General features: G+C 70.4%; 11 protein-coding genes. 10 read left to right on the top strand and 1 reads right to left on the bottom strand.

Going from position 1 to position 12,148, the window contains the following annotated elements:
- Window positions 1–37 precede the first annotated feature (37 nt).
- From dusB to ACUN0C_RS05000, 6 genes are all read left to right on the top strand, one after another.
- Window positions 38–1,063 (top strand): tRNA dihydrouridine synthase DusB, encoded by a 1,026-nt coding sequence (dusB, locus tag ACUN0C_RS05025; protein ID WP_445465224.1) that lies wholly within the window; start codon window positions 38–40, stop codon window positions 1,061–1,063.
- Entirely contained in the window at window positions 1,060–2,208 is a 1,149-nt protein-coding gene (locus ACUN0C_RS05020) for a two-component system sensor histidine kinase NtrB (RefSeq protein WP_445465223.1), read from the top strand. Before dusB ends, ACUN0C_RS05020 begins: the two co-directional genes overlap by 4 nt.
- On the top strand, window positions 2,205–3,647 hold the full coding sequence (gene ntrC / locus ACUN0C_RS05015; RefSeq protein ID WP_445465222.1) for a nitrogen regulation protein NR(I): 1,443 nt from the start codon (window positions 2,205–2,207) through the stop codon (window positions 3,645–3,647). Before ACUN0C_RS05020 ends, ntrC begins: the two co-directional genes overlap by 4 nt.
- Window positions 3,648–3,775: 128 nt before the next feature.
- On the top strand, window positions 3,776–5,080 hold the full coding sequence (locus tag ACUN0C_RS05010) for an efflux RND transporter periplasmic adaptor subunit (RefSeq protein WP_445465221.1): 1,305 nt from the start codon (window positions 3,776–3,778) through the stop codon (window positions 5,078–5,080).
- Window positions 5,080–5,793 (top strand): ABC transporter ATP-binding protein, encoded by a 714-nt coding sequence (locus tag ACUN0C_RS05005; RefSeq protein WP_445465220.1) that lies wholly within the window; start codon window positions 5,080–5,082, stop codon window positions 5,791–5,793. The genes ACUN0C_RS05010 and ACUN0C_RS05005 overlap by 1 nt, the downstream gene beginning before the upstream one ends.
- Window positions 5,793–6,998, top strand: a complete 1,206-nt coding sequence (locus tag ACUN0C_RS05000; protein ID WP_445465219.1) for an ABC transporter permease — start codon at window positions 5,793–5,795, stop codon at window positions 6,996–6,998. Before ACUN0C_RS05005 ends, ACUN0C_RS05000 begins: the two co-directional genes overlap by 1 nt.
- A 15-nt stretch (window positions 6,999–7,013) precedes the next feature.
- Here the strand turns inward: ACUN0C_RS05000 and ACUN0C_RS04995 are convergent, their stop codons facing one another.
- Window positions 7,014–8,078, bottom strand: coding sequence for an AbrB family transcriptional regulator (locus tag ACUN0C_RS04995; RefSeq protein ID WP_445465218.1), 1,065 nt, complete (start codon window positions 8,076–8,078; stop codon window positions 7,014–7,016).
- A 399-nt stretch (window positions 8,079–8,477) separates the two neighbouring features.
- Between ACUN0C_RS04995 and ACUN0C_RS04990 the strand changes: the two genes are divergently transcribed.
- The 4 genes from ACUN0C_RS04990 to ACUN0C_RS04975 all read left to right on the top strand — a co-directional run bounded on the left by ACUN0C_RS04990 (window position 8,478) and on the right by ACUN0C_RS04975 (window position 12,142).
- Window positions 8,478–9,434, top strand: coding sequence for an MDR/zinc-dependent alcohol dehydrogenase-like family protein (locus tag ACUN0C_RS04990; RefSeq protein ID WP_445465441.1), 957 nt, complete (start codon window positions 8,478–8,480; stop codon window positions 9,432–9,434).
- Window positions 9,431–10,453 carry a Gfo/Idh/MocA family protein gene (locus tag ACUN0C_RS04985; protein WP_445465217.1) on the top strand — a complete coding sequence of 341 codons (1,023 nt, stop codon included), beginning with the start codon at window positions 9,431–9,433 and terminating at the stop codon, window positions 10,451–10,453. The genes ACUN0C_RS04990 and ACUN0C_RS04985 overlap by 4 nt, the downstream gene beginning before the upstream one ends.
- 101 nt (window positions 10,454–10,554) lie before the next feature.
- Window positions 10,555–10,776, top strand: a complete 222-nt coding sequence (locus tag ACUN0C_RS04980; protein WP_445465216.1) for an acetyl-CoA carboxylase biotin carboxyl carrier protein subunit — start codon at window positions 10,555–10,557, stop codon at window positions 10,774–10,776.
- Between the two features lie 4 nt (window positions 10,777–10,780).
- Window positions 10,781–12,142: an acetyl-CoA carboxylase biotin carboxylase subunit gene (locus tag ACUN0C_RS04975; protein ID WP_445465215.1), complete on the top strand. Its 1,362-nt coding sequence runs from the start codon at window positions 10,781–10,783 to the stop codon at window positions 12,140–12,142.
- Window positions 12,143–12,148 lie beyond the last annotated feature (6 nt).

Below are 12,148 nucleotides of genomic sequence, written 5' to 3'. Positions count from 1 at the left end.
AGCTTGCCCTTTGTCCATAATATGTGCAGAAATCGAGATGATGAAGAATTGTTCAGTGACTGGGATTTGCTATCCCGCGCCGCTCCGGATCGGGCCGCTCGAGGTCCCGAACAGGGCTTTTCTTGCGCCGATGTCCGGCGTGACGGACCTGCCCTTCCGCCGCATCGCCGCGCGCTGGGGCGCGGGCCTCGTCGTGTCCGAGATGGTCGCGTGCGAGGCGAGCGGGCGCGTCACCGAGGAGGCGCGGCTGAGAGCCGAAGGTGAGGGGATCGATCTCCACGTCGTGCAGCTTTCGGGCCGGGAGCCCGACGCGATGGCGGAGGGCGTGCGGGTCGCCGAGGGCGCGGGAGCGCGCATCGTCGACATCAACATGGGCTGCCCAGCCAAGCGGGTGACGACCGGCTATGCCGGATCCGCCTTGATGCGCGATCCGGAGCGCGCCCTGCGCATCGTCGAGGCGGTCGTCGCCGCCGCGTCCGTGCCCGTCACGCTGAAGATGCGGCTCGGCTGGGACGACGCTTCGCTGAATGCGCCCGAGCTCGCAGCCCGCGCCGAAGCCGCCGGCGTGGCGCTGGTCACGGTGCACGGGCGGACGCGCTGTCAGTTCTACAAGGGCGCGGCCGATTGGAGCGCGATTCGCCGGGTGAAGGAGGCGGTCGCAATTCCGGTCATCGCCAATGGCGACCTCGCCGATGCTGCCGATCTCGATGCGATGCTCGCGGCCTCGGGCGCCGACGGCGTGATGATCGGGCGCGGCAGCTGCGGCCGCCCCTGGATCGTCGGGCAGATCGGCGCGCTCCTCGCCGGCCTCAAGCCGCGGGAACGGCCGGTCGGCTCGGCGCTCGGCACGCTCGTTCTCGGCCATTACGACGCGATCCTTGCCCATTATGGCACCGGGATCGGCATCCGCGCGGCCCGCAAGCACCTCGCCTGGTACCTCGACCATTCCGGCACCGCCGTGCCGGCAGCCCTGCGGCAGGCCGCGCTCACTTGCGAGGACCCGCGAGTTGTTGCCCGCCTGATCGCCTCGATCTTCGACGACACCCGGCAGGAGGCGGCATGAGAGCCAGAGCAGCAGTGCCCGTCGAACCGGGCGGTTCGGCCTGGGCCGGGAATGCGGGCGCGGTGCTGAATGCCCTGCCGCATCCGGTCCTGCTGATCGACCCGGACGGCCGCATCGCCGGCGCGAACACGGCGGCGGAGGATTTCTTCCAGGCGAGCGTGACGGTGCTCGCCCGCTACGACCTCGAGCGTTTCGCCCCGTTCGGCAGCCCGCTCCTGAATCTCCTCGACCAGGTGCGGGAGCGCGGGGCGACCGTGTCGGAGTACCGCGTCGACATCAGCTCGCCGCGCATCGGCTCGGAGCGGGTGGTGGACATCTACGCTTCGCCCGTCCCGGAGCAGCCGGGCTCCGTCACGCTCATGTTCCTGCCGCGCTCGGTCACCGAGAAGATCGACCGGCAGCTCACGCATCGCAGCGCCGCCCGCACGGTGACGGGGCTTGCCGCCATGCTCGCCCACGAGATCAAGAACCCGCTGTCCGGCATCCGCGGTGCGGCCGAGCTCCTGGAGACCGACGCCGAGCCGGCCGACAAGGCGCTGACGCAGCTGATCCAGGAGGAGACCGACCGGATCGTCGGCCTCGTCGACCGGATGGAGGTGTTCGCCGACGAGCGCCCGGTGCAGCGCGAGCCGGTCAACATTCACGTCGTGCTGGAGCGGGTGAAGACGATCGCCCGGACCGGCTTTGCGAGGAACATCAGGATCGTCGAGGAATACGACCCCTCGCTGCCCCCGGTCTACGCCAACCGCGACCAGCTCGTGCAGGTCTTCCTCAATCTCCTGAAGAACGCCGCGGAGGCGATCGGGTCGGCGCGCGACGGCGAGATCATGCTGAAGACCGCCTTCCGGCCCGGCATCCGCATGGCGGTCCCCGGCAGCCGGAGCAAGGTCAGCCTGCCGCTCGAGTTCTCCGTCACCGACAACGGTCCCGGCGTGCCCGAGGACCTGCTGCCCTATCTGTTCGATCCCTTCGTCACCTCCAAGGCGAACGGCACCGGCCTCGGCCTCGCTTTGGTGGCCAAGATCATCGGCGACCATGGCGGCGTCATCGAATGCGAATCGCAGCCGCGCCGCACCACCTTCCGTCTCCTGATGCCCGCCTTCACGCCGCAAGAGGGCCACGAACCCGCCGAGGACCTGAAATGACCACCGGGACAGTCCTGGTCGCCGACGACGACGCCGCAATCCGGACGGTCCTGAACCAGGCCCTTTCGCGCGCCGGCTACTCCGTCCGCCTCACCTCCAATGCCGCCACGCTCTGGCGCTGGGTCGCGGAGGGCGACGGTGACGTCGTGGTCACCGACGTCGTCATGCCGGACGAGAACGTGTTCGACCTCCTGCCGCGCATCAAGCGGACCCGTCCCGACCTGCCGGTCGTCGTCATGAGCGCGCAGAACACCTTCATGACGGCGATCAGGGCCTCGGAGAAGGGCGCCTACGACTACCTGCCGAAGCCGTTCAACCTGAAGGAGCTCGTCGCGGTCGTCGGGAGGGCGATGGCCGAGCCGCGCGGCCCGCGCCGCAACGCCGATGCCGAGGACGCGCCGGATGAGCTTCCGCTCGTCGGCCGGTCGCCGGCGATGCAGGACATCTACCGCATCCTCGCGCGGCTGATGCAGACCGACCTCACCGTCATGATCAGCGGCGAATCCGGCACCGGCAAGGAACTGGTCGCCCGCGCCCTCCATGATTACGGGAAGCGCCGCAAGGGACCGTTCGTCGCCGTCAACATGGCCGCGATCCCGCGCGACCTCATCGAATCTGAGCTCTTCGGGCATGAGCGCGGCGCCTTCACGGGCGCGCAGACGCGCTCCGCCGGCCGCTTCGAGCAGGCCGAAGGCGGCACGCTCTTCCTCGACGAGATCGGCGACATGCCGATGGACGCGCAGACCCGGCTCCTCCGCGTCCTGCAGCAGGGCGAATACACCACCGTCGGCGGCCGCACGCCGATCCGCACCGACGTCCGCATCGTTGCGGCAACCAACAAGGATCTCCGCAACCTCATCCGCCAGGGCCTTTTCCGCGAGGACCTGTTCTTCCGGCTGAACGTCGTGCCGATCCGCCTTCCGCCCCTTCGCGAAAGGGCCGACGACATTCCGGACCTCGTGCGCCATTTCCTCGCCCTCGCCGAAAAGGAGGGCCTCGCCGCCAAGACGGTGGAGCCGGACGCGCTCGAGGCCATGCAGCGCTACCGCTGGCCCGGCAATATCCGCGAGCTCGAGAACCTCATCCGCCGCCTGACTGCGCTTTATCCGCAGGAGCGGATCACGGCAGCGGTCGTGGAGAGCGAGCTCAACCCGGGCATCGAGGTCGGCGCACAGGAGGCGGAGGCCGGCCCGCACGATCTCGGCGGCGCGGTGGAGCGTTTTCTGACGCGCTACTTCGCCGAGTTCGGGGCGAACCTGCCGCCGCCCGGCCTCTATCACCGCATTCTGCGCGAGGTGGAGCTTCCCCTCATCAGCGCGGCTCTCGGCGCGACGCGAGGCAACCAGATCAAGGCCTCCGAACTGCTCGGCGTGAACCGGAACACCCTCAGAAAGAAGATGCGCGACCTCGACATCCAGGTCTCTCGGCGCGGCGTTTAGCCCGCCGGTTCCGCAGAATTTGCCGCGCCGGGCAAAAAAGACGCCACGCCGATTGATCCAGATCACCAAGCGGACCGCGCCGATCCGCTAACGGTACGGCAGAAGGACGCAATTCGGGCGCGAACGCGATGCTGAAGATACCGGACCCCGGGCCAGCGGCCGGCACGAAGACCGCCGAAGTCGAGGCGGCGCTGGGGCTCGGCCCCGGCGCGCAACGCGCAAGCCGTCTGCGCCGGGGCATGCGCTGGCTGTTGCTCGTCGTCCTCGCCGCAGGCGCTGCGCTCGGCGCCTACCTGTTCTGGGGCGGCAATGCGCCCGCGGTCACCTACGTGACCCAACCGGTCGGGCAGGGCGCCCTGACGGTCACGGTCAGCGCCACGGGTTCGATCCAGCCGACCAACCAGGTCGACGTGTCGAGCGAGCTTTCCGGCACGGTGCGGGCCGTCTTCGTGGACTTCAACAGCCCCGTCGAGGCTGGCCAGGCGCTCGCCGAGCTCGACGCGGACAAGCTGGTCGCCACCGTCGAGAACGGCCGGGCGAAGCTGAAGGCGGCGCACGCCGCGGTCGCGGAGGCGGAGGCGACGGTTGCGGAGCGGGAGGCGGCGCTCAGGCGGGCGAAGTCGCTGTCCGACCGGCAGGTCAGCTCGGTGCAGGACTACGAGGCCGCGCAGGCGGCCGCGGCCCGCGCCGCCGCCGCCCGCGACAGCGCGCTCGCCCAGGTTGAGGTTGCGCGCGCGGAGCTGCGGATCAGCGAAACCAATCTCGACAAGGCGCGCATCCTGTCGCCCATCAACGGCGTCGTGCTGACGCGGAGCGTCGATCCCGGCCAGACGGTCGCCGCGTCGCTGCAGGCGCCGATCCTCTTCACCATCGCCGAAGACCTGCGCGAGATGGAGCTGCAGGTGGACGTCGACGAAGCCGATGTCGGCCAGATCGCCGTCGGCCAGACGGCGACGTTCACCGTCGACGCCTATCCCGCGCGCGGCTTTCCCGCCGACATACGCACCATCCGCTATGCGCCGGAAACCGTGCAGGGGGTCGTCACCTACAAGGCGGTCCTCAATGTCGACAATTCCGGTCTCCTGCTGCGGCCCGGCATGACGGCGACCGCCGAGATCGTCGTGGAGCAGGTGGCGGACGCCCTTCTCGTGCCGAACGAGGCGCTCCGCTACACGCCTGAAGTCCAGGCGGAAGGCGAGTCGGGGCTGAGCTTCGTGCAGCGGCTGCTCCCGCGCATGCCGAGCTTCCGCCCGGCGAGCCGCCCCGACGCGACAGGCGCGGAACGTACGATCTGGGTCCTGCGCGACGGCGCGCCGGTCGCGGTGGTCGTTTCCGTCGGCGCCACCGACGGGCGGCGAACGGCGGTCGTCGACGGCGATATCGCCGCCGGAAGCGCGGTCATCGTCGACAGCGCCGTTCGCGGGCGACGCTGATGCCCGCCCGCCCCGCGGAGCCGCTGATCGAGCTCAGGGACGTGCGGAAGATCTACGGCTCGGGCGAGGCGTCCGTGGCGGCGCTCGCCGGCGTGGATCTCGTCATCGGCGACGGCGAGTTCGTCGCCATCATGGGTCCGTCCGGCTCCGGCAAGTCGACGGCCATGAACATCATCGGCTGCCTCGATACGCCGACTTCCGGCGAGTACCTGTTCAGGGGCGTTTCCCTGGGCGGACTCAGCCGGCGGCAGCGCACCCTGCTGCGGCGCAACTTCCTCGGCTTCGTCTTCCAGGGCTTCAACCTCCTGCCGCGGACGACGGCGCTGGAGAACGTCGAGCTGCCGCTGCTCTATCGCGGCACGCCGCCGGCGGAGCGGCGCGCCCTCGCATCGGCGGCGCTCGGCCGGGTCGGGCTCGCCGGCCGCGAGCACCACACCTCATCGGAGCTCTCCGGCGGACAGCAGCAAAGGGTCGCGATCGCCCGCGCGCTCGTCACCAGTCCCGACGTGCTTCTGGCCGACGAGCCGACCGGCAATCTCGACACGCGCACCAGCGGCGACATCATGAACCTGGTGACGAGCCTCAATCGCGACCAGGGCATCAGCGTCATCATGGTGACGCACGAGCCCGACATCGCTGCCTATGCCGACCGGACGATCGTCTTCCGCGACGGCGTGGTCGCATCTGACGAGCAGTCGGAGGAGGCCGCCTGATGCTCCTGGAGACGATCAGGCTCGCCGTCGGCGCGATCAGGCGGAATGCCCTGCGCTCGTCGCTCACCGTGCTCGGCATAGTCATCGGCGTTGCGGCGGTGATCGCGATGGTGACCATCGGCAACGGCACGACCGCCAAGGTCAGCGCCGACCTCGCCAAGCTCGGCAACAACCTCCTCTTCGTCCGGCCCGGCCAGATGGGCCCCGTGCGCGCCAGCGCGGAGGCCCGCCCGTTCAACGCGCGCGACGTGGAGGCGCTGTCCACGCAGATCCCGACGCTGCAGGCGGTGGCGCCCGTCGTGCAGGCCTCGGCGACCGTGATCTATCGCGGCGAGAGCCGTGCGACCCTCGTCACCGGGAGCGACGCCGGACTGCTCGTCGCGCAGGACTGGACCATCGCCTCCGGGCGCGCCTTCCAGGACAGCGAGGTCAGGGCCGGGCGCGCGGTCTGCCTGCTCGGCGAGACGGTCCGGGAGAAGCTCTTCGGAAGGGCCGATCCGGTCGGCGAGCGCATCAGGGTGAAGAACATCTCCTGCGAGGTGATCGCCGTGCTCGGCGCCAAGGGCCAGTCGAGCACGGGTTCGGATCAGGACGACACCGTGATCATGCCGCTGCGCACCGTCCAGCGGCGCCTGACGGGTTCGACCGACATATCGACGATCCTGCTCTCGGCCCGCGACGGCGTCGATACCGCCAAGGTGCAGGCGGACGTGGAGCGGCTCCTGCGCGAGCGGCGCAATATCACGCCCGGCAGCGAGGACGATTTCAGCGTGCGGGACATGAAGGAGCTCGTGCGCACGGTCACCAGCACCACGGCGATCATGACCGCGCTCCTCGGCGCCGTCGCCGCCGTCAGCCTGCTCGTCGGCGGGATCGGCATCATGAACATCATGCTCGTGTCGGTGACGGAACGAACCCGCGAGATCGGCATCCGGCTCGCGATCGGGGCGCTGGAAGGGCAGGTGCTCACCCAGTTCCTCGTCGAGGCGGCCGTGCTGTCGCTCTTCGGCGGGCTCGCCGGCATCGGGCTCGGCCTGGGATTGGCCTGGCTGGCGTCGAAGGGGATGGCCATCCCGTTCCTCTTCGACGGCAACATCGTCCTCGTCGCCTTCGGCTTCTCGGCGCTGATCGGCATCCTGTTCGGGTTCTTCCCGGCCCGGCGCGCCGCCCGCCTCGACCCGATCGAGGCGCTCCGGCACGAGTAGCGCGACGCGCCTTTCTCAGCTCGACGGGGGCGTGCGGCTCCCGATCCGGAAGAAGCCGATCCGGTCGAGGATCGCCCAATAGTGCGTGCTGAGGCTGTTCACGAACAGCGAGCGCGTGATGTGGAAGCCGGTGACGATGGCGACGTTGAGGTGGAGCGCTTCGGCGGTCGCCGCCATCTCGGCGAACCCGCCCGGCGAGGCGGACAGCGCCGCGCTGCCGAAGTCGATCCCGCCCCAATGGGCGATCAGCAGGCCGTAGAGGATGAGCAGCGCCGTGATGACCACGACGAGGAAGGCGCCCGAAACGGCGACGCGCGCGAGCTTCAGGACGATCTCGCGCCGGAAGCGCGCGCCGATGACGATGCCGATCAGGAACTGCCCGAGATAGAAGACCGGCCGCGGCATCCGGCCCTCCAGCAGTCCGGTGGCGGAGAGCGTTGCGGCGCCGATCAGCGCGCCGACCACCCAGGGATTGTTGAGCGGCGTCAGGCGCAGGAGCATGACGGCGGCGAGCCCGCCGGCAAGGAGCAGCGGAACCTCGATCGCCGGCAGGTCGGAGAGCCTGTCGAGCGCGTGGAAGTCGCCGGCGACGCCGAGGCTCACGATGAGCGGCGGCAGGATGCACACGACGAGCGCGATCCGGACCGCCTGGACGAGCGCGATCGGCTCGCTCTGCGCGCCCTCCCGGGCGCCGACATTCGCCATCTCGGCGAGGCCGCCGGGCATCAGGGCGAAATAGGCCGACTTCACGTCGATCCGCCCGAGCCTGGCGAGCGCCCGCGCGAAGGACGCGCTCACCAGGATCGAGACGAGCGCGCTCACGATCATGAGCGGCAGCCAGCCGACCAGCATGCCGAAGATCTCGGGCGTGAGGTTAAGGCCGATCGTCGAGCCGACGAGCAGCTGGCCGATGCGGCGGCCGGTGACCGGCGCGAACGGCTCCATGCCCGTCAGCAGCGTGAAAGTCGCCGTCGCGATCAGCGGCCCGAGCACCCAGGCGAGCGGCACGTGGAGCGAATAGGCGGCGGCACCGGCAGCCCCCGCAAGGAGCAGGCCGACCGTTGCCGCCGGCCCCGGCATCCGCCCGCCCCAGCCTCCGGTTTTCCCCACGTTCAGTCCCACCGCTCGTGTCTCGTGCGGCCGTCCCTGGCGGGGTGGTTCGGCGGGCGCGGCATCGCGCGCGTGCTTCGCTCGGCGCTTTTCGGCATGGCGGGGCTGCTCTGGCGGTGGAACGCGGTTGCGGGTGGCGCGTGCGGTTGCAGAGGGCTGCCTTAGACCTCTCTTCGCCGCCTGCCCAGCCGGAAATCGCGTCGCCCGCTTCGTACGTCACCGGCGGATGAAACGTATCTCGCCTTTGGCGATTGATCGCGCAGCCTTCCTTCCTGTAGCGCTCGCCGCAGGGCGCCGCCGCGCTACCCCGATCAGGAGCAGCCATTGCCTAAACCCGACGCGACGCGCCCGGAAGCACGCCAAGCCACCATGCGCGCCGCCGTTTTGACCGGGCCGGGAGAGTTGCACATTGCGGCGGTGCCGCTCCGCGCGCCGGGTGCGGGCGAGGTGCGGGTCAAGCTCGAAGGCTGCGGCGTCTGCGCCTCCAATCTCACGCCCTGGGCCGGGCCGGACTGGATGCGCTTCCCGACCGAGCCCGGCGCGCTCGGCCATGAGGGCTGGGGCGTGGTCGACGCTGTCGGCGAGGGCGTGGAAGGCGTGACCGTCGGAGACCGCGTCGCCGCGCTCTTCTACAACAGCTATGCCGGCTACGACTTCGGCCCGGCGGAGAACGTCGTCCGCATTCCGGACGACCTCGCCGGCCGGCCCTTTCCTGGCGAGCCGCTCGGCTGCGCGATGAACATCTTCCGCCGGAGCGGGATCGAGGCCGGCCAGGCGGTCGCGATCGTCGGGATCGGTTTCCTCGGCGCCATCCTGACGCGGCTCGCGAGCGAGGCCGGGGCCCGCGTGATCGCGATCTCGCGCAGGGCCTTCTCCCTCGACGTGGCGCGCCGGATGGGCGCGGCCGAGACGATCCCGATGGAGGATCACTGGGCTATCGTCGAGCGGGTGCGCGACCTGACCGGCGGGACGTTCTGCGACGTGGTGATCGAGGCGGTCGGCAAGCAATGGCCGCTCGATCTCGCCGGCGAACTCACGAAGGAGCGTGGCCGGCTCGTCGTCGCCGGCTACCACCAGGACGGCCCGCGGCAGGTCAACATGCAGCTCTGGAACTGGCGCGGGCTCGACGTGATCAACGCCCACGAACGCGACCCGAAGGTCTATCTGCAGGGCATCCGCGAAGCGGTCGAGGCGGTCGCCTCCGGGCGCCTCGACCCGACGCCGCTCTATACGCATGCCTTCCCGCTCGAGCGGCTCGACGAGGCGCTGAACGCCACGCGCGACCGCCCCGACGGCTTCCTCAAGGCGCTGGTGACCTGCTCATGAACGAGCATCCGGCCGGCGCACTGGCCGCGGCGACCCGCCGGCCGCGGCTCGGCTTTCTCGGCGTGGGCTGGATCGGCCGCCACCGCATGGAGGCGATCGCCCGCACCGGCGCGGCGGAGGTGGCTGCAATCGCCGACGCGTCTCCCGAGATGGCGGCGGAGGCGGCCCGCCTCGCGCCGGGTGCCGCGCTCGCCGGCGGGCTCGACGATCTCCTCCGGGCCGACCTCGACGGCATCGTCATCGCCACGCCGAGCGCGCTCCACGCCGAGCAGTCGATCCGGGCGCTCGAGCACGGCATCGCCGTCTTCTGCCAGAAGCCGCTCGGCCGGACGGCCGCGGAGGCGAGGGCGGTGGTGGACGCGGCGCGCGCCGCCGACCGGCTCCTCGCGGTCGACCTTTCCTACCGCCATACCGAGGGCATGCGGCGGATCCGGGAGCTTGTCGCGGGCGGCGCGCTCGGCCGGATCTACGCCGTAGACGTCGTGTTCCACAACGCCTACGGGCCCGACAAGCCGTGGTTCTACGACCCGGCGCTCTCCGGCGGCGGCTGCGTCATGGATCTCGGCGTCCACCTGGTGGATCTCGCCTTGTGGACGCTCGGCTTTCCGGCCGTGCCGGAGGTCTCCGCGAGCCTCGTTTCGGGCGGCGAGAGGCTCGGGGCCGCGCCCGACCGGGTCGAGGATTATGCGGTGGCGACGCTCAGCCTGGACACCGGGGCGGTCGTCCGGCTCGCCTGTTCGTGGCGCCTTCCGGCCGGCTGCGACGCGGTGATCTCGGCCGCCTTCTACGGCACGGAGGGCGGCGCCGCGCTCACGAACGTGAACGGTTCGTTCTACGACTTCACTGCCGAGCATTACCGCGGCACCGCGCGCGAGACGCTTGCGCTGCCCCCCGATGAATGGGGCGGCCGTGCCGCGGCCGACTGGGCGCTCCGGCTGGCATCCGGAGCGCGGTTCGACCCCGAGGCGGAACGGCTCGTGGTGGTCGCCGAGGTGCTCGACCGCATCTACGGCCGGTGAGGGGAGAGCCGGAGAAGCGTTGTTGCGGTTGCAACTACTATCGAAAGATCGTAGTTTCCGGCCTTACTGGAAACGCGCAGAACGAGACCGGGGCGGCGACAATGGCGATCGTGGACGTGAAGACGGACATCACCGGGAACGTCTGGAAGATTGTCGCCGAGATCGGCGCCGACCTGTCCGAGGACGACCCGATCCTGATCCTCGAATCCATGAAGATGGAAATCCCGGTCGCCGCGCCCGAGGACGGCAAGCTCGTCGAGATCCTGGTGGCCGAGGGTGACGTCGCCACCGAGGGCACGGTGGTCGCCCGCATCGAGGCCTGACCCGATGCGCAAGGTGCTGGTCGCGAACCGCGGCGAGATCGCGCGGCGGATCTTCCGTTCCTGCCGGGGCCTCGGGATCGGCACCGTCGCCGTCTATTCGGACGCCGACGCGGGTGCCGCCCATGTCGCGGATGCCGACGAGGCCGTCCATGTCGGTCCGGCGGCCGCGCGCGAGAGCTACCTTCGCGCCGACCGGGTGCTGGAGGCGGCGCGGTCGAGCGGCGCGGACGCGATCCACCCGGGCTACGGCTTTCTCTCCGAGAACGCGGATTTCGCCACCGCCGTCGCGGATGCCGGGCTGACCTGGATCGGCCCTTCGCCCGAGAGCCTCCGCCAGATGGGCGACAAGCAGCGCGCCCGCGACATCGCCGCGGCGAGCGGCGTTCCGGTCGTGCCGGGCAGCCGCCGCTTCGAGGCGGGCGATCTCGCCGGGCTCGACGAGGCGGCTGCGGCCGTCGGATATCCGCTTCTCGTGAAGGCGTCGGCCGGCGGCGGCGGGATCGGCATGCGCCGCGTCGATGCGCCGGAGAAGCTCGCCGAGGTGGTTGCCGGCACGCAGTCCATGGCCGAGAAGGCATTCGGGGACGGTGCGGTCTTCCTCGAGCGCTTCGTCCCGAAGGCCCGCCACGTCGAGATCCAGGTCTTCGGCTTCGGCAACGGCGAGGCGGTCCATCTCTTCGAGCGCGACTGCTCGCTCCAGCGCCGCTTCCAGAAGGTCATCGAGGAGAGCCGCGCGCCGCTCCTGCCGGCCGAGGTGCGGCAGGCGATGGCCGATGCCGCGGTGCGCCTGTGCAGGGCGACCGGCTATAGCGGCGCGGGGACCGTCGAGTTCATTGTCGATGCCGAAACCTTCGAGTTCTTCTTCCTGGAGATGAACACGCGCATCCAGGTCGAGCATCCGGTGACGGAAGCGATCACCGGAACGGATCTCGTCGGCATGCAGATCGATTTCGCCCGCGGCGCGCTCTCCGGGCTCGACCAGGCGAGCATCGCCCCGCGCGGCCACGCCATCGAGTGCCGGCTCTACGCCGAGAACCCCGAGAAGATGTTCATGCCGTCGCCGGGTACGCTGGAGGCGTTCCGGCTGCCCGAGGACATGGAGCACGTCCGCATCGACAGCGGCTACCGCGAGGGCGATGCGGTGACGCCGTTCTACGATCCGATGGTTGCCAAGGTGATCGTCTGGGGCGCCGACCGCGACGAGGCGCGCGAGCGTGCGATCGAGGCGCTGTCGCGGAGCCGCGTGGAGGGCATCCGCAGCAACCGCGCGTTCCTGGTCGCCTGCCTCGCCGACCCGGTCTTCGCCGCCGGGGACGTCCACACCGGCTTCATCGAGGCGCGGAAGAAGGACCTGCTCGCCGCGTGAGGCCGC

The sequence above is a fragment of the Faunimonas sp. B44 genome, assembly GCF_052655945.1.
The sequence above is the reverse complement of the archived record's forward strand: the minus strand, read 5'-3'. Positions and strand labels throughout refer to the sequence as shown.